At 55.7% G+C, this 22200-nt stretch carries 15 protein-coding genes and 1 riboswitch; of the genes, 4 read left to right on the top strand and 11 right to left on the bottom strand.

All coding sequences use genetic code 11. The annotated features are described in order from the left end of the window. Nucleotides 1-246 precede the first annotated feature (246 nt). The 8 genes from MKX63_RS06270 to biuH form a co-directional block, all read right to left on the bottom strand. Nucleotides 247-2238, bottom strand: a complete 1992-nt coding sequence (locus tag MKX63_RS06270) for an allophanate hydrolase (protein WP_341015976.1) — start codon at nucleotides 2236-2238, stop codon at nucleotides 247-249. 6 nt (nucleotides 2239-2244) lie between these two features. After that, a complete protein-coding gene (locus MKX63_RS06265; RefSeq protein ID WP_341015975.1) occupies nucleotides 2245-3882 on the bottom strand; it encodes a PucR family transcriptional regulator in 1638 nt (545 codons plus the stop codon). A gap of 16 nt (nucleotides 3883-3898) precedes the next feature. Further along, complete coding sequence (locus MKX63_RS06260) at nucleotides 3899-4327, bottom strand: cupin domain-containing protein (protein ID WP_341015973.1); 429 nt, start codon at nucleotides 4325-4327, stop codon at nucleotides 3899-3901. A 70-nt stretch (nucleotides 4328-4397) separates the two neighbouring features. After that, on the bottom strand, nucleotides 4398-5468 hold the full coding sequence (locus tag MKX63_RS06255; RefSeq protein ID WP_341015971.1) for a ring-opening amidohydrolase: 1071 nt from the start codon (nucleotides 5466-5468) through the stop codon (nucleotides 4398-4400). Further along, the gene (locus MKX63_RS06250; protein WP_036728133.1) at nucleotides 5465-6217 is read right to left on the bottom strand and encodes an ABC transporter permease; all 753 of its coding nucleotides are present in this window, start codon (nucleotides 6215-6217) and stop codon (nucleotides 5465-5467) included. The genes MKX63_RS06255 and MKX63_RS06250 overlap by 4 nt, the downstream gene beginning before the upstream one ends. Then, nucleotides 6214-7023, bottom strand: a complete 810-nt coding sequence (locus tag MKX63_RS06245; protein ID WP_341015970.1) for an ABC transporter ATP-binding protein — start codon at nucleotides 7021-7023, stop codon at nucleotides 6214-6216. Before MKX63_RS06245 ends, MKX63_RS06250 begins: the two co-directional genes overlap by 4 nt. Before the next feature lie 14 nt (nucleotides 7024-7037). Continuing rightward, a complete protein-coding gene (locus MKX63_RS06240; RefSeq protein ID WP_341015968.1) occupies nucleotides 7038-8051 on the bottom strand; it encodes an ABC transporter substrate-binding protein in 1014 nt (337 codons plus the stop codon). A gap of 25 nt (nucleotides 8052-8076) precedes the next feature. Then, complete coding sequence (gene biuH / locus MKX63_RS06235; protein ID WP_341015967.1) at nucleotides 8077-8760, bottom strand: biuret amidohydrolase; 684 nt, start codon at nucleotides 8758-8760, stop codon at nucleotides 8077-8079. 505 nt (nucleotides 8761-9265) lie between these two features. Beyond that, nucleotides 9266-9358, top strand: a riboswitch (cyclic di-GMP riboswitch). 80 nt (nucleotides 9359-9438) lie between these two features. Between biuH and MKX63_RS06230 the strand changes: the two genes are divergently transcribed. Beyond that, on the top strand, nucleotides 9439-11088 hold the full coding sequence (locus MKX63_RS06230) for a flagellar assembly protein A (RefSeq protein WP_341015966.1): 1650 nt from the start codon (nucleotides 9439-9441) through the stop codon (nucleotides 11086-11088). A 107-nt stretch (nucleotides 11089-11195) separates the two neighbouring features. On the opposite strand, the gene hcp is transcribed toward MKX63_RS06230, so the two are convergent. Continuing rightward, nucleotides 11196-12848, bottom strand: coding sequence for a hydroxylamine reductase (hcp, locus tag MKX63_RS06225; protein ID WP_341015965.1), 1653 nt, complete (start codon nucleotides 12846-12848; stop codon nucleotides 11196-11198). 132 nt (nucleotides 12849-12980) lie between these two features. Here hcp and MKX63_RS06220 point away from each other — a divergent pair, with 132 nt between their 5' ends. After that, nucleotides 12981-13685, top strand: a complete 705-nt coding sequence (locus MKX63_RS06220) for a Crp/Fnr family transcriptional regulator (protein WP_341015964.1) — start codon at nucleotides 12981-12983, stop codon at nucleotides 13683-13685. 18 nt (nucleotides 13686-13703) lie between these two features. Here MKX63_RS06220 and MKX63_RS06215 read toward each other — a convergent pair whose 3' ends face one another. Continuing rightward, nucleotides 13704-16667, bottom strand: a complete 2964-nt coding sequence (locus tag MKX63_RS06215) for an ABC transporter substrate binding protein (protein WP_341015963.1) — start codon at nucleotides 16665-16667, stop codon at nucleotides 13704-13706. 219 nt (nucleotides 16668-16886) lie between these two features. Here MKX63_RS06215 and MKX63_RS06210 point away from each other — a divergent pair, with 219 nt between their 5' ends. Then, nucleotides 16887-17864 carry a LacI family DNA-binding transcriptional regulator gene (locus tag MKX63_RS06210; RefSeq protein ID WP_341015961.1) on the top strand — a complete coding sequence of 326 codons (978 nt, stop codon included), beginning with the start codon at nucleotides 16887-16889 and terminating at the stop codon, nucleotides 17862-17864. A 683-nt stretch (nucleotides 17865-18547) separates the two neighbouring features. Then, the gene (locus MKX63_RS06205) at nucleotides 18548-18919 is read left to right on the top strand and encodes a hypothetical protein (RefSeq protein WP_341015960.1); all 372 of its coding nucleotides are present in this window, start codon (nucleotides 18548-18550) and stop codon (nucleotides 18917-18919) included. A 268-nt stretch (nucleotides 18920-19187) separates the two neighbouring features. Here the strand turns inward: MKX63_RS06205 and pgmB are convergent, their stop codons facing one another. Further along, complete coding sequence (gene pgmB / locus MKX63_RS06200; RefSeq protein WP_341015959.1) at nucleotides 19188-22193, bottom strand: beta-phosphoglucomutase; 3006 nt, start codon at nucleotides 22191-22193, stop codon at nucleotides 19188-19190. Nucleotides 22194-22200 lie beyond the last annotated feature (7 nt).

The raw sequence follows: 22200 nt of genomic DNA, 5'->3' as shown, positions 1-22200 counted from the left end.
ATTGGACTGAAGCAGTTGGATAAAGTACATCTAATCCGCCGAATTCTATGGTATCCTTTTAAAACGGGTAAAATAAGTGCTGTTTATCCATCTGCTGTTCCCATAGGCGGTAATCATTCAGCAGCAAGTGGACAAAATCCAACTAATTACTATAAGTGTAACGATGGCGCGAAAGGGTACACAAATATCAGCAATTATCACCTTGGTATATTGCCGCACTTCGGGCTGAACGCCGAAAGCGGTATATTATTCAGCCGGAAGATATCTCCAGCCCCCGTAGGCTGTAACATTCTCGGCTCCGGGGGCGGCATAGCCCTCGCAGATGAAGCCCGTCACTTCGCGGCCATCGGCAAGCGCTACCCGTCCCAGGCCCAGCGGAGCCGGGATAAGCGTCGCGAATGCGCCCAGCGATTCCACAGGCATCTGCCACAGCTCCAGCTCGATTGCGCTTCCCCCTGCCGCCTGTCTCAGCAGGCCAGGCTTCGCCGGCACGGTAGGGAGCTTGACCAACTCGTAACAGGCAGCGGTCCGCGCTTCCTGCCAGAAGCGGGCACCATGCTCCAGCATCTGCTTCTCCAGCGGGAAGCCGCGCATATGCAGCCCGCAGACCGCAAGTGTAACCATGCCGGACACTGGCAGATCGGCATCAGTAGCAGCTCCAGCAACAGCTCCAGCAACAGCTCCTGCTCCTGCTCCTGCTCCTGCTTCAGCACTAGCACCATTTCCAACGTTAGCCCCAGCAGTACCACCTGCATCACTACCCGCAGCACTAGCACCTAACTCCTCTTCCAACTCTAGCGATTGGCGCTCTGCCAAAAGCTGAGCCCCGGTCCCGGCAGAACTCCCCGCAATCTCACCACCATCAGCCTCCCGACCCGCTGAATTCCCCTGCGCCAGAAACCGCGCTCCGGCTCCGGCCAGCAGATGCTCGCTGTCCGCCAGCGCGAACAGCGTAATGCCGAACGGCAGGTTCTCCGCCGCTTCCCCGGCGGGAATTGCCACCGCCGACAGGTCTAGCAGGTTGCAGTGATTGGTGTAGCGGCCCATATCGGAGTTGGCCCCTACCGGGTTCGCGGCCACCTGCTCCCGGGTCCAGGTTCCGCCGCAGGTCGGCAGCACCAGCACCGCATCCCGCAGCAGCAGCTCCGTCTCGCGCTTATACTGCTGCAAGCGGTGCATGGCCTGGAACAGGCTTGAAGCGGTGTGGCGCTCCGCTGCCCCGGAAGAGAGGATCGACTCTGTCACCGGCAGCACAGCTTCACGGTGACGCTCCACGAAACCGGCCAGATCCGCCCAGCGCTCAGCTACCCAGGGGCCATCATACAGGATGGCTGCCGCTTCAGAGAACAGCGTACAGTCCACCCGTTCAACCGGCAGCCCCAGCGCCTGCACCACCGCTTCGGCCCGTTCCCAGGCCCGGCGGTATTCGTCCGCATGGGGGCCATAGAAGTCCAGCGGCGCTTCCGGCAGCAGCAGCTTCCCGGGCAGAGCGGCAGCCCCCCGCTTCACGGAACGCGACCAAGGATCGGATGCATCGAAGCCGCGTGCTGCGCGGTCCACCGCGAGCGCATCCTCCAGATTGTGCGCGAACACGGTGACACAATCCAGGCTGGCACACGCCGGCACTACACCGCGCACCGGCCAGGCGCCCAGGCTGGGCTTGTAGCCGACCAGCCCGTTCAGTGCAGCCGGCACGCGGCCCGAGCCGGCGGTATCGGTGCCCAGGCTGAACACCGCCTGGCCCCGGGCTACGGCAACCGCCGAACCGGCGCTCGAGCCGCCGCTGATGTATTCCGGACGCAGGGCATTGTGCGTCTCGCCGTAAGGGCTGCGCACACCGACGAGTCCGGTGGCGAACTGGTCCAGATTGCTTTTGCCGACAGGGATCGCACCCGCAGCCACCAATCTCGCCACCACCGCTGCATCCGTGTCCGGCTGATAAGCGAATTCAGGACATGCCGCCGTAGTGGGCAGGCCCTTCACATCAATATTATCCTTCACCGCAAACGGAATGCCCCATAAGGGATGCTCCTGCGGATTCAGCTCTTTGAGCGCTGCCAGGTAGGGAGCGATCTGCGCCTCCGCGGGCGCTTCAATCCAGAGGTTCATGTCCTTGTCCCGCTCAGCGCGGCGGATGATCTCCCGGATGACCCGCTCCGGGTCCAGCGTGCCGTTCAAATACTGCCCCCGCAGCCAACCGGCAGTCAGCTTGGCGGGCCATTCTGTTGTTGCTGTCATCAGGCTTCATCTCCTTCTCTGCATATCGGTGCCGGACCTGCGGCCCTTGCTCATCTCATACAGCTTCAGCGCAAGCTGCAGCTCCAGCATATCGTCACCGTCATCCTGGCTTAGTCCCAGCAGCTCACAGGCCCGGTCGATCCGGTAGGTGACCGTATTATAATGAGTGAACAGCTCCCCGGAGGTCCGCTTCACGTTGCGGTTGCACTTGAAATACAGCTGGAGCGTCTGGAGCAGCGAAGCGTTATGCTTGCGGTCGTACTCCAGCAGCGGAGCAATATACTGATCCCTGTATTCCGTGATTTCCTCCAGCTCGGGCAGATGGTACAGCAGCCGGAAGACACCAAGCTTCCGGTAATCGACATAAGACCCGCTGTAGCCGCTGATTTGGCGGATACGGGCGATTTTGCGGGAGGATTCATAGCTGAACCGCACCTGATCGAGACCGTCCGCAAGATCGCCAATACAGAAGGCGCAGCTCCCGCTGACAAACACCCGGTTCATCTCGGCCAGCAGACGCCCCAGCGTCTCCTCCAGCGGAAGCTCCGGCTGCTCCGGCACAGTCAGGACCAGTTCCCCTTCAAGGATGGTGAGCTTCACATGCTGGAGGTCTGCCCGGGCACGCACCCGCTTCACTACCTGCTGCAGCTGCTTAAGCTCCGGCTTATCCTCCAGCCAGCCGGCGGTTACCGCACGCAGCGGGCGCTCCGGCAGCGGACAGCCGCAGGCCGCGCCGCGCAGCTTCAGATCCTCGGCAGCCGCAATCCGGCCGCTAATCCAGTCCTGCAGGAACTGGTCCACATACTTCAGCTCCACCTCACGGCGGGCTCCGGCATTGATCATCTCCAGCCCGACCAGCACTCCGACCCGGTCAATCGTTAACTGATCCACCACCGACAGCTCGCTGTTCCACTCCAGCAGCACCAGCAGACACTGGTCTGCCCCCTTGTCATTGACGGCCGAGACATAAGCGCGGATACGCCGTTCTCCTACTGTGAGGAACGTGATACCGAGACTGCCTTCCTGGCGAAGCTGTATCCAGGCCGGAAGCTGCTCCTCCAGCTGTAGCGCATCCGCCTGCGGAGAACAGAAAAGCTGATCGGTATCGTCCAGCAGGACGACCGGATTATGCAGCATCCCGTCCAGGGTCAGCAGGAAATCCTCAATCCCGTCGCCATGGAGAAGCTGCTTCGACAGCTTCTGGAACCGGCTCTGCAGCTGCGAGAGCTCCCGTGCCTCCTGCACCAGCACCCGCTCCATAATGTCGCGGACCACATCGGAGAAGGAGGTGGAGACGGGCAGCTCGAAGATCGGGAAGCCCAGCTGATCCGCCAGCTCCAGCGCGCGCGGCGGAATCTCATCGATATAACGCTTGGTTTTGATCCCGAGCGCGGACACTCCCTTCTGGTTCAGCTGCGGAATAATCTCTGCGAGCAGCTCCGGCCGGTTATGAAAGGGGAAGCCGCTCGTAATCAGGAACTCTCCCGGACGGACCCAGTCAATGACATCGGGAACCTCCATGACATTGACCCGGTTAATATAACGCCCAAGGCCGCCGGCTCCGGCCAGCAGGGCCCCTTCCTTGAGGTCGGGAATCAGCAGAATATCGCTGCAGGTCAAACCGGTAATTACATTGCTGCCCATAGCTCCGCCGCCTTTACTATAGCTTGGAAGAATAGATATCCTCGATTAGTGTAGTGCCGAAGAAGCTGTTAGTTGGCACCTCCGCCTCCGCCGGCACAAAGATACTGATCTGCTCCGAAGGAGCATCCCCTGTATTCCTGACAGAATGAACGACGCCCGCAGGCACGTGGAACGTATCCCCGGCCCGGTAGCTGTACCACTCTCCGTCACATAGCAGCTTGACCTCTCCTACGGTAATATGAATGATTTCGACTACATCATGATAATGCGGCAGCACCTGACCGCCGATCCCCAGCTTCTCCCACAGAATCGAGCTCATGCGGATGCCCAGGCGGTCCGCCTCCTTTGCCGAGACAATCTCCCGGTGATACAGCTCTATGTGATTCGGCATAAGCTCCCATGTCATATCTGCTGCGGTCAGCACTTTCGTTTCCTGTGTATGCATATTCGAATCCCCCATGATGGATAAAATTTTTCCTTCAACTTAAATTTCCGGTTCAATCTATATAGCTCTGCTACCTCCGGCGGAACACAGCCGCCACCGGCCCTCCGCCCTTCGGTCCCTGATGCTCGCCTCCGCCGGAGACGTAGATCATCGGGTCGCCGCCGACATAGGCCAGCACACCGCCGACTACAGCCCGCGCATGGCGGGTATGATTGATATCGGAATCATCCAGCATGATATGGCGGCGTCCGCGGATGACGCCATCGGGATCGGCTTCCGCCTTGGCCAGCACCTGCACCAGCTCTTCACCGGGATACCGGTCCAGCAGGCCCTGAAGCGCAGCGCCATCCACAGCATCCTGCATCAGGGCATGGTCAATGTGGTACGGGCCGTCCGCAGACAGTGAATTCCCGAATACAATGACCTCACAGCAGGACAGCTCACTGCCCGCTGAAGTGGAGGCTACTGCGCTGAATTGAGTCCAATCGGTGCAGATATCGCCTTCCTGTAAGGCCGCATGGTCCACCTCACCCAGCGCTACCCCGGCACCCAGTGCAGAAGCTCCTCTGGAATAGCCCATCGATTTATAAGTATCCTCTGTGATGAGCGATACCTCACGGCTGTGCGCCTCATAGATCTGTTCAGCGGTAAGCAGCGGACACTTGATCTGCACAAAATGCACATCATCCGGTGAGGTGATGCCCGCATCCATAACCGCACGGGCCACGGCATCTGCAACGGCATCTACCTGAGGGAGCCGTCCCAGCTCCTCCGGCCGGAAGCTCCGGGTTCTTGCCACACCAATGGCGAGCGACTTCAGGCCATCAGCGGCCACCCCCGGCTCCCCCCGTCCGCTGCGGCTGATAACCGTGAAGTGCGGGCTGAGCACCCCTTCCGTACCGCCGGACATCACATAAGAGATGCCGGCAGCTCCTCCTTTTGCCGCTTCAGCAAAGAATCCCTTGAGGGCCATAACCGCATACCCCCGCGTAAAATCATTCACACAGCCGTTGCCCTCCGTCTTCCCCAGTACCGCAACCACTTCCTCCGGCCGGAACAGGCCTGCTTCCACCGCTGCCTCAAGGCCCGACATATCATGCGGCGCGCCTGCAGGGATTCTGATAACCGAGCAGTTCATCATAGATCATCGCTCCTTGTCCAGAAAATAACCCGTTTCTCCAGCAGCCCGATACACCAGAACAGCAGCAGGCCGCACAGCGCTGAAGCAATAATAGCCGAGAACATCACCGGCGTATCCATATGATAGGAAGAGACCAGTACTACATAACCCAGTCCCTTATTCGCTCCTACAAATTCGCCGACTATGGCACCAACTATGGCGAGTGAGGTGGAGATTTTCAGGGCAGAGAAGATATAAGGCAGACTCGTCGGCAGGCGCAGCTTCCAGAAGATTTCACTCTTCGTCCCTTTGTAGGTGGAGAACAGCTCCCAGGCTTCGTATTCAATCGCCTTAAGCCCCTTAACACTGTTCACCAGAATCGGGAAAAAGCAGATCAGCATCGAAGCGATGACCTTCGAGGTATATCCGGTCCCCAGCCAAACCACCAGCAGCGGGGCCAGCGCCACCAGCGGTGTAGTCTTAAGAGCGATGGCCAGCGGGAACATCCCCTTCTCGATCGGCTTGGAATGAACAAAAATCACAGCGGTAGCCAGTCCGAGGATATTGGCAAGAATGAAGCCGGTCAGGGCTTCGCCCAGCGTAACCAGCGTATGCGACCAGAGCGAGCCATTAATGGCCGAGACTACCTGCGTAGGTGCAGGCAGCAGATACATAGGAACCGACAGGAGACGTACAGCCAGCTCCCACAGCAGCAGGAAGCCGAGCGCAAACGTGACCGGGTAAAGGGTGTCTTTGATTTTGACCGTCATAGATGCTTCACCCGCTTTCTCAGTTCCTTGACAATCCGGTGGAATTCCGGCAGCTCTTCCATGCCCGCTTCACGCGGGGAGGGCAGCGTCACCGGAATAATATCCGTCACACCGGCAGGCCGGGGAGACATCATCACAACCCGGTCTGACAGCAGCGCGGATTCATGGATCGAATGGGTAACCATCACAATGCTGCTGAGACTGGTCTCCGGGCTCTCCCATAGCCGCAGCAGCTCGAAATTCAGCTTCTCACGCGTCAGCTCATCCAACGCGCCGAACGGTTCATCCATCAGCAGCACTGTCGGATCGGCTGCCAGAGCCCGGGCAATCGCTGCCCGCTGCTGCATCCCTCCGCTGAGCTGATGCGGGAAGTGGTTCAGATAATCCTGGAGGCCGACCAGACACAGGGCACTTTCTGCTTTTTCGCGTGCCTCGGCCTTGCTGAATTTCTTCTTCTCGCCCAGCTCAAGCGGCAGCATTACATTCTGTAGCGCACTAAGCCACGGCATCAGGACCGGCTTCTGGAAGACCATGCCCAGGGACAGATCCGGGGAGGCATACGCCACCTCTCCACCGGCCTCCGGACTTAACAATCGCAGCATTAGCCGGAGTGTTGTAGATTTCCCGCAGCCGCTTGGTCCAAGAATTGAAATGAACTCATTGCGGTATACGTCAAGGCTGACCTGATTAAGCACAGGCACGTTGCCGAAGGACAGAGAGCAATTGCGCAGGGAGAGCATCGTTTCCCGGGTACCGGGATGCTGCACGGCGGCAGCCTCCAGCTGTTCTTTGATCGCTGTTGTCATTATCAGGCCCCTCCTTATTTCAAAAACTCGTTGGTGAACAATCCGCCTATGTCCTGTTCCTTTTTCACAAAGCCCAGCTCGACCAGATTCTTCTGCAGTGTCTCCCAAGATGCCTCGTCCATCGAGCCCAGCGGGAGCTTCTCCGGATCAAGCAGCGGAATGCTGGCCTTCATCATATTGACCTCATGCTTCAAATCCAGCTTCTCGCCATACTTAAGACCGAATTCTGCCGCCTCCTCCGGATGCTTGACCGCATAATCCCAGCCCTGCATAGAGGCCTGCACGAAGCTTGCGACCATCTCCGGGTCCTTCTTAATAACAGACTCCGTGGTGAACAAGGTATCGGCATAGAAATTGATGCCATAGTCGTTTGGATCGATAATATTCACTTCCTTGCCCTGCTCCTCTACAGCCAGCACTTCATTAATGACATATCCGGGCCAAGCCTTGACCTGACCGGTTAACAGCGGACTCAGATCATATTTGACCGGCATCTCTTCGATTTGCGAAGGGTCAATGCCTGCGCTTTTCTCCATGGCACGGAAGGTTAGCTCTTCGTTGCCGCCCAGCTTGATGCCCACCTTTTGCCCGGTAAGATCCTCCATTGTCTTGATCCCCGACTCTTTGAGTGCGAACATGACGAACGGGGTTTTGCGGTAGATTGCGGACAACGCTTTGACCGGGACGCCCTTTTCTCTGGCAATGACGACCTGATCGGCACCGGTAACCCCGAACTCCTCACTGCCGGAAGCTACCATCTGCACAGCCGGGAAATCCGAGCCTCCCGGGCGGATCTCAACATCCAGCCCCGCTTCTTTATAGAAGCCTTTTTCCACTGCGGTATAAAAGCCGGCAAATTGCGCCTGGTGAATCCATTTCAGCCGGAGCACCACCTTTTTCAGCTCGCCCGAGCCTTCCGCTCCTTGTCCTTCGGCCTTCCCGGCTTCCGTATGGTTACCGCAGGCGGTCAGGAGCAGCATTAGCGAGGTTAACAGCATCAGCGCTTTCGTTCTGGACTTGTTCCACATGGTAATTCCCCCGTTTATGAATGATTTAGTATTGCTCCAGCGCCTTCAGCACCGCTTGTGAATCACTTACACTGCCGAACACCCCGCCCTGCATTTGAACCATACTCAGTGCCGCCAGGTGATTCGCTTCATCCGTCGCTCCTGTACAATCAGCAAGAATCAGACACTCGTACCCCCGGTCATTGGCCTCCCGCATCGTGGTGTGTACACAGACATCCGTAGTAATACCAGTCAGAATCAGATGGGTAATTCCTTTATTCTTCAAGATCAGGTCCAGGTCCGTTGCATAAAAGCTGCCTTTGCCCGGCTTGTCTATAATGTACTCTCCGGCAATAGGCGCCAGCTCCTCGATGATCTGCCAGCCGCGTTCCCCCCGTACGAGGATTCGTCCCGCCGGTCCATCGGAGCCGATCTCAGCCCCGATCTGGCGGCTTCGCCACCGCTTGTTCGCCGGCAGATCCGACAGATCCGGCTTATGCCCCTCGCGGGTATGAATCACGGTGAACCCTTCGATGTCCCGGATACGGGCCAGCAGGCGCTGAATGGGCTGAATCGCCCGCGCTGTTAATGAGAGGTCATAGCCCATTCTCTCGACGTAACCGCCCTTGCCGCAAAAATCCGTCTGCATGTCGATAATCATCAGCGCTGTCTTCGCCGGGTCCAACGCCCCGTCATAAGGCCAGATGTAAGGTGTTGCTGCAATTTGCATGGTTTATGCTCCTCTCCTGATGCCGTCATCTCTATTAACGTTATATTTGTTAACATCAATTCGCGTTTCCTTGGTATGAGTTAGATTATATTATAATGAATTTGGGATGTCTTCGGTTTTATTACGAAATAATGCATTGAATGTTTGTGTTAATTTACATAACTAACACATACATAACATATTCACTCACAATACTGCTTATTAAAAAGGAACACTCCGGGTTTTGCTAAGCCCAGGATGTCCCAACCGTTGAATACCCACAATCCCTCTCCTATTCCCCTTCCATAAGCTGTAAGCGCTGGGAAACCAGTTTTTTTGTCGAAATAGAGCTGCATATTTCGAGTTTTTTGATAAATAGGCATAATATAGTTGAAAAATAGCTCTTTAAGTACTAGAATTAAGCTTGTTTGCAGAAGTTAATGACGCATAAGAACTATTTATGATTCTTTTTGTCGATTGCAGTCGATCACAATTCATCGCCTCTACAGGATGTATATCATTGATCTATTTCTAAAGGCAAACTCCCCGAAAGGGCAGGACGCAAAGCTATGGGCCTAAGAACGCCGGAATCCGCGTTTACGGTTGCCAGGCTGCCAATAGAGACCACTTAAGCCAGCTGTTCAGGAGGAAGATAAGACTTCCGGGCTTGATGATGTTCTTTTTCTGTACGAATTGCCATTGATCATACGAAAAAGTGAGGTTACAACCATGCCGCAGCAGGATATCGAACCAAGCCGATATGAATTCGTAGAGTCCCTGATGCTTGAACGTAAAGGTCTCCTGGATTCATTCTCTGTGGAGGGCCGAGCTTCTGACGGGACAACTGGAGATAAGAATGGAATTATCCTCGTGCAGGACAACCAGATATTCATTACTCCCCCGCTCCCCGGAGGCGCTCCCGCCCGTATTTCTGCGATCCACCCTGTTGTCCTGAAGATCAACTGGAAGACCGTTACAGAGCCAACTGAGGTGACCAAGGCAGATTATATTACCTGGGAGATCTGCGAGAAGCCGCAGTATGAAATCACCGTATCGCCTGACAAGCTCAAGGTCCACTTCACTTTATATCGTGCAGAGAAGTACGCCTGGAATCTGGTCAACTGTCCCGCCGCCTTCGAGACGGTCGTCCGTGCCCAGCCCAACCCGGCGGTGCTGCTGTCCACGCTCACCATAGAACAGATTATTTCCTCACTGGACAACCGTTTCATTCTGCAGAGCCTGAACATTTCCGCCCTGTACGCGGAGCTTACGAATCCTACATATCTTCCCGTATGTATCGCTGAAGGAAGAGCCCCGCTGCCCGGCAAGGAGGCCCGGCTGGAATTCCAGCTGCCGGAGCATACACTGGAGGGGAACAGAATGCTTGGGGGGCAGGAAGCCCCCGCTCAGAAGCCCGCGGAACCCTTGGAGTATCTCCGTTTCCCGGGAGCCCCCTTCACCTATGCAGGTGAAGTCTTCGCCCGCAAGCTGCCGCCGGAGGAAGGCATTCCCGGCCTCGGCACAGACGGAAGGGTCCTGCCCCCTCCCCCGCCGCAGGATATCTACTTCGCTGCCGGTAATCACGCCAAGCTCCTTCCCTGCGGTAATATCGTAGCCAACCGCACAGGCAGACCCCGCATCTGCGGAGGAAGCGGCAGCGTCCGGATCTGCGACTTCCCTCCGGTCTGTCTGCTGACCAGAGAGATGACTGAGCCTGCGGGCGACGTTATGTTCGCAGGCGACATTATTGTACCGGGAGATCTGGAAGGATCTGTACGGATCGAAGCCCTGGGAAATGTGTACGTCTATGGCGATATCCGCCAATCTACGATTATAGCGACCGGCAGTATTTATGTTAGCGGCCAGGTCACCGGCAGCGGCCTGTACGCCGGATATGCCGGGGTACAGCAGCATCGTCTGCACAGCCTCGCAGGACTGCTGCGTATAGAAGTGGACGGACTGCGCGAGGCGGCACGCCAGCTTGCCAAGAACGTAGAGTCCCGGCAGCAGTCGGTGAATTACGGACTGGTGGTCATGCTGCTGCTGGAGGATAAATACAACCACCTCGATAGCCTGATCCGCGATCTTGAAGCTGCCCTGAGCCGTATGAACGGAGAGTTCGGCTCAGGCACAGACCCGCTCCGGCACATGCTTGAGGTGTTCACCCACCCGGGGCAATTCACCGGATATATTACGGATAGTGTCCTAAGCAGCTTCTCCAGGCTGCTCCTCAAGCTGGGCGAAGAGATTGAACTGCTCCAGGAGGAGCATGCAGTGATTAATCTTGCCCAGTCGCAGGGCAGCCGCCTGGAGTCCGGCGGCAAGCTGCTTGTGCGGGATTCTTGTTAAGTACTACTACTGACGGTGACGTTCATATCTATACACACACAAAGCGAGCCCCCGTATACAGATACGGAGACTCGTTTTTGTGTTTTTTGGCTCATATTGAATTAGTATTATACCGCAGCGATGAACCGCTCCATGTCTTCCTGCACGGTAGTAATACCGCCGATACCGAAGGTATCTACCAGAACCTTGGCTACATTAGGCGACAGGAAGGCCGGAAGCGTAGGGCCCAGATGAATGTTCTTCACACCCAGATGCAGCAGCGCCAGCAGGACGATCACCGCTTTTTGCTCATACCAGGCAATGTTATAGGAGATCGGAAGATCATTAATATCCGCCAGACCGAAGACTTCCTTCAGCTTAAGCGCTATGACCACAAGAGAATAGGAGTCATTGCACTGGCCGGCATCAAGCACGCGCGGAATTCCGCCGATATCACCAAGCGCCAGCTTGTTATATTTGTATTTGGCACAGCCTGCGGTCAGGATCACCGTGTCACTAGGCAGCTCTGCTGCGAAGTCGGTGTAATAATTCCGGCTCTTCATCCGTCCATCGCAGCCGGCCATGACGAAGAATTGCTTGATAGCGCCGCTCTCTACCGCTCCAACCACCTGATCCGCCACATTCATTACAGCCGCATGGGCGAAGCCGCCGACAATCTCTCCGGTCTCAATCTCTACCGGAGCACTGCAGCTCTTAGCCTGCTCGATCAGAGCTGAGAAATCCTTCTCACCGTCAGTGCCTGCCGCGATATGCTGAACTCCCGGATAACCGGTGTTGCCTGTCGTGTACAACCTGTCTTTGTAGCTGTCCTTCGGCGGCACGATGCAGTTCGTGGTCATCAGAATCGGACCGTTGAAGCTGGCAAATTCCTCATTCTGCTTCCACCATGCATTACCGTAGTTGCCTACGAAGTGGCTATATTTCTTGAAGGCCGGATAGTAGTGGGCCGGCAGCATCTCACTGTGCGTATATACATCCACCCCAGTTCCCTCGGTCTGCTTCAGCAGCGCTTCCATGTCCTTGAGGTCATGACCGCTGATCAGAATACCGGGGTTCGTGCCTACTCCAATATTGACTTTGGTAATCTCCGGATTACCGTAGGCTGCGGTGTTGGCCCGGTCCAGCAGCGCCATCACATCCACGCCGAACTTGCCGCATTCCAGCACCAGAGCCGTCAGCTCACCGCCGCTCAGATTGTTATCCAGCGCAGCTGCCAAGCCTTTTTCCATAAAAGCATGTGCTCCTGCTTCATAGAAGCCCAGTACCGCAGCATGCTCCATGTAAGCAGCCATTCCCTTCAGACCGTAGGTCAGCAGCTCGCGCAGGGAACGGATATCCTCATGCTCTGTAGCAAGCACACCCACCGTTACCGCCTTGTCCATCAGCTCCTCATCGGTCACCGCACTCCAGTTCGCCGCGTCATGCTCCGACAAATAGGCCATCACTCCGGCATCAGCCACTCTGCTGCGCCACAGATCCCGCAGGGCCAGTCCTTCCCGGATCTTCGCCGTGAAGTATTCCGGCACGAAGTTGGCATTGGTAATCGTAGCGAACAAGCTCTCTATAATGAATTTCTCCGTCACCGGATCGGTAATCCCCAGCTCACGCCCGCTGCGCGCGAAGATGGCAATACCCTTGAGTGTATACACCAGAAGATCCTGCAGATTCGCTACCTCACTGGTCTTGCCGCATACCCCCTGAATCGTACAACCGGTCCCCTTAGCTGCCTCCTGACACTGGAAACAAAACATTTCGCTCATTACCTGAATCACTCCTTATCATTAATGGAACCGCTCTGTGCCTCGCCTTTACAGTTACCAATAATTGTAGTAGACTTTCGTCTATCAATCGGTAACGAATGTTACCAATCACAAATCATCAGGAGGAAAAGTATGAGACCGGAGCCCGCTTCGCTGCAAGCCTGCCTGCTGTTTCGCGGAAAATCCGCAGATGAGATCGAACAGCTGCTGCATACGCTGGCCTACTCTGTCAGCTCCTACCATAAGAATGCGATTATTCTGGCAGAGGGCGATCCGGCGGACCGGCTTGGGATTCTGCTCTCCGGCCGCATCGAGGTGCAGAAGACACATCCCACCGGCAGCAGTGTGACCATCGCGCATCTGAAGGAGGGGCAGACCATCGGCGAAGCCGTATTATTCCGCAGGAATAACACCGTGCCCGCCACCGTCACAGCCACAGGCCCCTGCAAGGTAATGTTCATCAGCAAGCAAGAGCTGCTGAGATTATTCGCGGCCGACACCGATATCCTCACCCGCTTCATCGAGAATCTGTCCGAGCGGCTGGTGCTCGTGAACCGGAAGATTGAGAACCTGTCCGCCGGGCCGCTGCGCCGCCGTATCGTAGACTTCCTGCTGGAGCAGGGAGAGCAGCAGGAATCCGATACCTTAAAGCTCCCCTTCAGCCGGAAGGAATGGGCCGAGCATATGAATACCGCCCGCCCTTCCTTGTCGCGGGAGCTGGGATTCCTGCGCGATCAGGGCTGGATCGAATTCAAGGGCAATGAAATCACCCTGCTGAACCGGAGCCGGATGCATGATTACATCCAGACTCTGCCCTCTTCGGCAGGCAATCTATAGGAACCGCAACCGTTCACCTCAGCCCGCAATCCGCCCCGCCACCCAGCCCGCGACCTCTTTCTCAGGAATAGGCTTGCTGATATAGTAGCCCTGAATCTTATCACAGCGGGTCCGCTCCAGAAAAGCAAGCTGCTCCGGGGTCTCCACCCCTTCAGCGGTAACGTTCAGTCCCATTTCATGGCCGATGGTGACGATGGAGCTGGCCAGCGACATATTGTTCGGGGTATCGATGCTGTCGATGAAGGACTTGTCGATCTTCAGGGTAGTAATCGGGAGCTGCTTCAGATAGCTGAGTGAGGAATAGCCCGTTCCGAAGTCATCCAGCGCAATGCCAATGCCTCTCTCCTTGAGTGCCTCCAGCTTGGAGCTGATCGCCTCGAAGGATTCCATGAAGATCGATTCCGTAATCTCCAGCTCCAGATACTCCGGCGCAAGCCCGGTATCCTCCAGCACGCCCAGCACCAGGTCTGTGAAGTCATCCAGCATCAGCTGGATGACCGAGATATTGACTGAGATATGATAGCCCTCATAGCCCTGATTCTGCAGATCCTTAGTGAACCGGCAGGCGGCGCGCAGCACCCACTCACCTATGGGGACGATCAGGCGGCAATCCTCGGCAATTTTGATGAAGGATAAGGGGGAGACGAAGCCTAGCACCGGGCTGTTCCAGCGGATCAGCGCCTCGAAGCCCCAGAGCTCACCTGTGCCGGTATCCACCAGCGGCTGGTAATGCAGCGACAGCTCATTATTGGATACCGCGCTTCTTAAGTGATTCTCAATAATCATCCGTTCGTCAAAATACTGCTGCATCTCATGCCCGTAGATCATATAGCTGCCCTTGCCTGCTTCTTTGGCCTTGTACATGGCAATGTCGGCATTCTTCAGGAGCTCCTCCGCATTCTTCCCGTTCTCCGGGTACCCTGCAATTCCGATGCTCGCGGAGATATGCACCACACTCGCATGAAGCTGGAACGGCTCCTTGAAGCCCTGAACCAGGGAATCCGCATAGCGGATTACCTCACCCGCCTCAGCCACATCCTTGAACAGAATCACAAACTCATCGCCGCCGAAGCGGAAATGCTTACTGCGCCCGTCAGCGCGGCTAAGCAGCCGTTCACCCACCTGCACCAGCAGCTCATCCCCGAAGGTATGGCCCATGGAATCATTAATGTACTTGAAGTTATCGATATCCAGGAAGAACAGCGCCGCATGACCGCCGGAGTGCTCTTCAATGAACCGCTGCAGCTCCTCGGATAACGACAGCCGGTTCGGCAGACCGCTAAGCACGTCATTATAAGCCAGCAGCCGGTATTTCTCCTCACTGGTCTGCAGCAGCGCCTGATTCTCCACCACCTTGTTATACTGCTCCAGCAGCTCATCCTGCAGGGCAGTCAGCTCCTCATAGGTCGATTCCAGCTCCTGATAGCTCGTTTGCAGCTTGCTCTCATAGCCCTTGCGGTCCGTCACATCCACCATCGACCCGGCAAACCGGATATATCCGCCGCCCGCATTACGCAGTACCTTGCCCCGCGCCTGAAACCACTTGTATTCGCCTGCCTTGCTGCGCATCCGGTATTCAGCGTAGTAGTAAGAAGAACGACCCTCCAAGTGCTGGATGCGCAGCCGGTTCTCCTGCTCGGCATCCTCCGGATGGAGGATATCCCGCCAGCCGCCGCGGCTCTCATTCAGCTCATCCCGGGCATATCCGAGCACCTCATACCAGCTGTCCGAGAAATAGTAGATCATCGTAGACATATCAACGTCCCAGATTACCGCATCCGAGCCGTAGGTTGCCAGGCTGAAGCGTTCATTGCTTTTTTCCAGGTTGCTTCTAATCCTTCTGACCAGCTGCACATAGAATAACAACACCATAATGAAGGTTACCAGCACCGCAAAAGCAGCCACGATGCTTAGCACCAGCACCTTGTAGGTCTGATAGAAGGAGAACGGTTTGTTGATTACTTCGCTGCCCTTCGGCAGCTTATCCGGTGATATCTGGAAGCGCTGCAGCTCATTGTAATCAAATACCTTGCGTACATTGCTGTCGGTCACCACCGGGATATCCCCGGCACGCTCCCCCTTCAGGATACGCAGCGCCAGATCTGCCGCCGTCTGCCCCTGCATTCTGCCGCTGATCAGGCTCCCGCCGAAGGCGCCATGGTTCAATCCAAAATCATAGATATGATACACCGGAACACTGCTGCTCTTGCCCAGCTCGCTTGCGAACCTGTCGAACTCCACAATTCTTCCGGTTGAGTCACTATAATATGTAGTCATCAGCACAATGCTGTCCGGGGACAATGCCGATGCGGTAGCTTTGATCTGTTCCATGGACATGCGGTTCATGGGGAACAGTTCCAGCCCCGGATTCAAGGAGCTGATCTGATCCATCACCATCCGGCCGGTCGACAGCCCGCTCTCCGAATTATCGAAGACGACATACACCTTTTTCAGAGAAGGGTTAAGGTGCAAGGCCATGTGGATGGTAGGCGCAGCATCAATTTTCTCAATAACGCCTGTCATGTTGCGCCTATCCGCGAGGCTGTCCACCCCCAGCTCGTTGACCCCGCTGAAAATAATCGGAGCCTCGTTCAGAAGCTCATGGCGGTACTTCATCGCGAAGCTAAGCGCCGCATCGTCCGTTGTAATGATCGTATTAATATGGATGTTCTGATACTTGAAGCGGATGGTTTCGTAGAAATGTTCGAGGTTCCCCTGCGTGGGGTACCTTTTCCAGTCCATATATTCAGTGTAGATGACGGGAGGATTTGCCGTGCCCTTGAGACGTTCCTCTATTCCGGCACTTTGGTCATCGGTCCAGGCGAAGCCCTTCTGATAAGAATGCAGCACCAGCACGTTCCGGGCGGGAAGCTCCCCGGCTGCGGCGAATGCAGCTCCTGCCGGGCCTGTTGTACACAGGAAGATCAGCAGAGGCACAAGCAAGTTTCTTAACAACCTGAGATGAATATGATCTACACTCATTCGCACACTCCCGTTCATCTATCTCATAATCGGAATCTGACAAGTAGAAGGATAATGTATACATGGGGCTTCATTACGGGGACTGCTTTGATACAATTATAGGGGGAAAAGATGTTTTTAGAAACAACAAAAAGCGACAGCAGCCGTCCATATTGGACAGAGCCGACCGCTCACGTTAGAATGAATCTGCAGTTGACTGCTCAGACAGGAGGCCTGGCCATGCCGACCATCAAAGACGTTGCGCTGAAGGCTGGCGTATCGGCAACCACCGTATCCCGGGTACTGAACAACAGGGGTTACTTAAGCGAGGAATTGAAGCACAAGGTGCACCAGGCGATGGAGGAGCTGAATTACCGGCCGAACGAACTGGCCCGCTCCCTTAGCCGCTCGAAATCCAACATCATCGGACTGATTATTCCGCATGTGTCTTTGCCTTTTTTCGGCGAATTGACCAGTCATATTGAAGAACATGCCTACCGGGAGGGCTATAAGCTGCTGCTCTGCAATTCGTGGCAGGACAAGCAGAAGGAACAGGAATACATCCACATGCTGCGCGCAAGCCGGGTAGACGGCATTATTATGGGCAGCCATACGCTGGAGGTGGAAGCCTACCGGCAGATGAATCTGCCGCTGGTGACGTTTGACCGGCAGATCTCACCGGATATCCCTTATGTCTGCTCGGATAATTATGAGGGAGGCAAGCTGGCTACCACTCTTCTGATCCAAAAAGGCTGCCGGCACCTCGCCCATATCGGCGGGCATCCCAAGCTGAATATCTTATCCCATCTGCGCTGCGTGGCCTTCGAGGATATGGCGAAGCAGCACAGCATGGAGTATGTCACCCTTCATACCGACAACAACAGCTTCGACTTCGAAGCCTACGAGCAGCTGCTCGGGCAGCTCTTCGCGGAGCATCCTGAGGTGGATGGGATTTTTGCAGGCAGTGATATCATCGCCGCCTATGCCCTGAAGGCCTGCCGCACCAGAGGACGGCGTGTCCCGGAGGATGTGAAGATCGTCGGCTACGACGGCATCGCGCTCCGCAGCCTGCTCGACCTGCCGATCACCACCATCCGCCAGCCGATGGAAGCGATAGGCCAGCTGGCCGTGGACCTGATCCTGCAGCAGGTGCAGGGCCACAGCGTGGCCGCTGCGCACATTCTGCCTGTGGAGCTGGAGGAGGGAGAAACAACTTGAGTGGAGCTGATACCTGCGAGCGCTACTACTTGAGGATGCTGATACTTGAGGGAACTGATACCTGCGAGCGCTACTACTTGAGGAGGGCTACCTCTTAAAGTAGGTGGAGACTGAGGGTTTGCTCGTCGCACCCGATTAAGATGCAAGTGGTAGTGTACTTAACTGTATTCCGTACAACTATATCGTCTGATTTAACGCCGAAAACCCGTTTAACTGTATTTCGTACAACTAAAATGCCAGCCGTACCCGGTTCCCGCCCTTTTGGGCAAATTTAGTTGTACAGACTACACTTAGAAGAAGAAATTCTGCCTTTTTACGGTTTTTAATTGTACAGAATACATCTATTGCCGAAAGTTGGCCTCGAACAAAACTCCATACATCGCTGCATATATGAGTGTAGCAGAACAAGCCTCTGCATAGCTGCAGAGGCTTGTTTAATCTCAATTGTGTTAGTGGTCTACTCCGTGTCCTATTGGCACAAACCCGTATCATCTTTTAGTTTAACCAAGTTTTCCAAATAATGCAAAAGTGTATTAGCAGCATCAAATATATTCCCCTGAAGGGAGTAGTAGGCGGCATGCGTTAAGCTAACGGGAAGAGCTTAGACTTTTTTTGAAAAGAGGGTTTTGTGGTATTATATGTAATTATATTTTGTAAAATAAATGGAATGGGGGAATCAAAATATGGAACGTAAAATTCAACTAATGGAAACCCACGTAAATATCGACCTTGGAAACTCACCCTTTTTAAAATTAGATAAAGGGTTGCAAATTCCATACTCTTCAATCAAGGGAATAACAACAGGCAGACCGATACCAAATGCTTTTAAACTATATGGTGCTTTATTAGGAGAAAAGAGAAATGGGTTATTCAGATCAAAAGGTGGTTTTCAACTGCACTTTTTTGAGAATGAGCTAGAAACTCTTCATTTCGATTTGGATAGCTTTAAAGTTGGTAAGTTCAAAATATCAAAGTTGATCATTGGCATTAAAAATCCTGAAGAAATAAGTAAAAATATTTCGGAAAGAGTTGAATTAACGTCGAATGATAGTTGAACAAGTATAGTACTCCGGCACTCTGCTTCTTACCCTAGAGATGACGCCCATGCTGGACGTACACCGAAGGAAGCCTCTGCATAGCTGCAGAGGCTTGTTTAATCTCATAATAATGGTGTGTAATATGAACAAAATCGGCTTTTGAGTAAATAACGTTCTATTTCTCGCCAGCACATTGTATTCGCTTTTTCGCATACATCGGCCACACGCCTGCTCCCTTACTATACGGACAGCAATTCCGCTGTCCGATACCGCCTACCGCCAGCGGCTAACGCGCGAACAGCTCAAGCAGCTTCCCGGCATCCAGCTCCGCCGTAGAAGGCAGCACCAGGTCGGCCGTGCCAAGCTGCCCGGCCGCCCCGATGCCCACAGCCTTCATGCCCGCCGCCCGGATCGCGGCCACGCCTGCGGCTGCATCCTCCACGCCGATGCAGTTGCCCGGCGGAACACCCAGCCGCTCTGCCGCCTGCAGGAAGATCTCCGGATCGGGCTTGCCCTTCCGGAGTACAGCCGGGTCGGCAACCGCCTGGAACCACCGGGCTGCGCCGAGGCGCTCCAGAATCAGCGGCGCATTCAGGCTGGCCGAGGCCAGCCCCACAGCGATTCCCCGCCCGCGCAGGGAATCGAGCAGCTCCCGGATACCCGGCAGGAGGTCCGCCGGGGTGATCCGGCCGATCATCTGCCGGTAATGATCGTTCTTCTTCTCCGCCAGCCGGAGCTTCCCGGCTTCAGGCAGGTTCGCAAGGCCGCTGCCCTCCAGCATAATCTCCAGCGATTCCATCCGGCTGACGCCCTTCAGCCGTTCATTCTTCTCCCGGCCGAAGGGTACGCCCAGCTCATCTGCGAGAGCCTGCCAGGCCAGATAATGAGCCTCGGCAGAATCTGTAATCACACCGTCAAGATCGAAGATTACAGCCTCCAGCCGCTGCGCCAGCGAAATCCTCACCGGCTTCTGCGGAAGCAGCCGCAGCGGCTGCCCCCTATGCCTGATCTCAAGCGTTGTCCCCTCCAGCAGCGTATACACTGCCGCCTCCCGTTCAACGAATATATCCAGCAGCTGACCGCCTACTGTAACCTTGAAGCGGTAGCTCTCCCACTGCTCCGGCAGGACAGGGGTAAAACTCAGCTCCCCTTGAGCCAGCCGCATGCCGCCAAAGCCGTTCACAATCGACATCCAGGACCCGGCCATCGCTGCCATATGCAGCCCGTCCTTGGCATTGTGGTTGATATCATCCAGGTCCATCCGCACCGTGCGGCCGAAATAACGGTATGCCCCGTCCAGATCGCCGATCTCCGCAGACATAATACTGTGGATACAAGGAGACAGCGAGGAGTCATGCGTCGTTAACGGCTCATAATAATGATAGTTGCGAAGTTTATCCGCCAGGCTGAACTTGTCCCCGAGCAGGAACAGCGCCATGACCAGATCGGCCTGCTTCAGCACCTGATGCCGGTAGATGACCAGCGGATGATAATGGAGCAGCAGCGGATACCGGTCCGCAGGTGTATGCTCGAAATCCCATTTTTGCTTACTCAGGAACGTGTCATCCTGGGCATAGATGCCGAGCGGTTCGTCAAAAGGAATGAACATCGCTGCGGCGGCATCCCTCCAGCCCTCTGGCTCTTCAGGAGTCAACCCGATCGCCTGCCGCAGCCGTTCGTAATCCGCCGGATAGTCCCGTTGAAGCAATAGTGCTGTCTCATAGGCATACTGGAGCTGATCCTGCACCATGAGATTGGTGTAAGCATTGTTATTCACAATTGCTGTATATTCATCCGGGCCTGTTACTGCATCGATGCAGAAGGTCCCTCCACGAGCAGGGTTGTAGTGGCCCAGATCGGCCCAGAACCTTGAGGTCTCGAACAGTATCTCTGCCCCCCGGCTAACCAGAAAATCCATATCACCGGTGGCCTGAACATATTGCTTCAGGCCGTAGGCAATGTCGGCGTTGATATGCGCCTGGGCAGTACCTGCGGGGAAGTAGGCGGAGTTCTCCTCGCCGTCAATCGTCCGCCAGGGGTACAGCGCCCCTTTCTGTGACATGACCGCCGCCCGCTCCCTGGCCTTGCCGAGCGTTGCATACCGGAAGTCCAGCAACGCGCGGGCGATCTCCGGCTGCGTGAAGGTGAAGAACGGCAGCATGTACATCTCCGTGTCCCAGAAATAATGCCCCTCATAGCCTTCGCCGGTTAAGCCCTTGGCTCCGATATTCGTTGCTCCGTCCCGGCCCACGGATTGCAGCAGCTGATAAGCATTGAAGCGGATGCCCTGCTGGAGGGCAGGATCACCGCTAATCTCCACATCAGCATGTGCCCAGAATCCGTCCAGATAAGCCTGCTGCTCCTCAGCCAGACCGGCGAAGCCCAGCTCCTTGGCTAGTGCCAAGGCTTCAGCACTCCGTCCGGGCAGCTCCTCCTCCCCGTAATCTCTGGAGGTGTGATACGTAATATATTTGGTAAGCGTCACCGTCTCCCCGCTGCGGACAGCAGCGGCATAACAGACGGAGATGCGCTGTCCGATCAGCTGGTGACTCATCTTGCGCCCGGACTTCGCCTGCAGCGCATGGCTGACAGCAGTCAGCAGCGCGAAGCGTGTATGCCGCGTCCGCTGCTTCATCCACAAGTCCCCGGACGCTTCGTCATAACCGGTATCCTCAAGCAGCAGGCTGGGTAACGCACTGCCCGCTCCCAGCCTGGGATCATCCGTTGCCTCCGGCCGCCGGATCTCGCCATCTACCGCCGAATCGAACTTCAGTGTCCCGGAGAAGTTCAGCGCCGTCACGGCATATTCGATAGCCGCCAGATGCTTGTGCGCCAAGGCAACCATCCGGCGGATCACCAGCAGCACCCGCTGCCCGGCTGGAGATTCCCATTCCAGCTCCCGGTGCAGCATGCCGCTCCGCATATCCAGCCGTCGCTTATACCGGTGCAGCTTCCCCTGATCCAGCCGGAATTCATGGCCTTCGATGCTGAGACGGATGATACGGGCATCGCTCACATTCAGCATAGCCTGATTGCGGGAGGGGTAACCGAAGGCCCCCTCAGGATAGACAACCGGCTCAGAATCAAAGAAGCCGTTCAGATAATTTCCGGCTACCGAAGTCCCCGCCTTGCCGTGATAACCTTCCTCGAAATTCCCGCGCATGCCGATATATCCGTTGCCTAGTGCGAAGACACTCTCGCTCCGCTGATTGTATTCATCCTCGTAGTGTTCCTCTTCAATACTCCACTCCCTGTAAGGATATAAGGCGGGAGGATGCTCACAGGACTTCATCTTTATT

The sequence above is a fragment of the Paenibacillus sp. FSL R7-0179 genome, assembly GCF_038002265.1.
Classification (GTDB): domain Bacteria; phylum Bacillota; class Bacilli; order Paenibacillales; family Paenibacillaceae; genus Paenibacillus_AQ.
This window is presented reverse-complemented; position numbering and strand designations above follow the sequence as displayed.

What these genes read in the sequence shown, in the direction of transcription:
- MKX63_RS06270 (WP_341015976.1), bottom strand. Translation starts at nt 2,238, where the DNA reads ATGACAGCAACAACAGAATGGCCCGCCAAGCTGACTGCCGGTTGGCTG.
- MKX63_RS06265 (WP_341015975.1), bottom strand. Translation starts at nt 3,882, where the DNA reads ATGGGCAGCAATGTAATTACCGGTTTGACCTGCAGCGATATTCTGCTG.
- MKX63_RS06260 (WP_341015973.1), bottom strand. Translation starts at nt 4,327, where the DNA reads ATGCATACACAGGAAACGAAAGTGCTGACCGCAGCAGATATGACATGG.
- MKX63_RS06255 (WP_341015971.1), bottom strand. Translation starts at nt 5,468, where the DNA reads ATGATGAACTGCTCGGTTATCAGAATCCCTGCAGGCGCGCCGCATGAT.
- MKX63_RS06250 (WP_036728133.1), bottom strand. Translation starts at nt 6,217, where the DNA reads ATGACGGTCAAAATCAAAGACACCCTTTACCCGGTCACGTTTGCGCTC.
- MKX63_RS06245 (WP_341015970.1), bottom strand. Translation starts at nt 7,023, where the DNA reads ATGACAACAGCGATCAAAGAACAGCTGGAGGCTGCCGCCGTGCAGCAT.
- MKX63_RS06240 (WP_341015968.1), bottom strand. Translation starts at nt 8,051, where the DNA reads ATGTGGAACAAGTCCAGAACGAAAGCGCTGATGCTGTTAACCTCGCTA.
- biuH (WP_341015967.1), bottom strand. Translation starts at nt 8,760, where the DNA reads ATGCAAATTGCAGCAACACCTTACATCTGGCCTTATGACGGGGCGTTG.
- hcp (WP_341015965.1), bottom strand. Translation starts at nt 12,848, where the DNA reads ATGAGCGAAATGTTTTGTTTCCAGTGTCAGGAGGCAGCTAAGGGGACC.
- MKX63_RS06220 (WP_341015964.1), top strand. Translation starts at nt 12,981, where the DNA reads ATGAGACCGGAGCCCGCTTCGCTGCAAGCCTGCCTGCTGTTTCGCGGA.
- MKX63_RS06215 (WP_341015963.1), bottom strand. Translation starts at nt 16,667, where the DNA reads ATGAGTGTAGATCATATTCATCTCAGGTTGTTAAGAAACTTGCTTGTG.
- MKX63_RS06210 (WP_341015961.1), top strand. Translation starts at nt 16,887, where the DNA reads ATGCCGACCATCAAAGACGTTGCGCTGAAGGCTGGCGTATCGGCAACC.
- MKX63_RS06205 (WP_341015960.1), top strand. Translation starts at nt 18,548, where the DNA reads ATGGAACGTAAAATTCAACTAATGGAAACCCACGTAAATATCGACCTT.
- pgmB (WP_341015959.1), bottom strand. Translation starts at nt 22,193, where the DNA reads ATGAAGTCCTGTGAGCATCCTCCCGCCTTATATCCTTACAGGGAGTGG.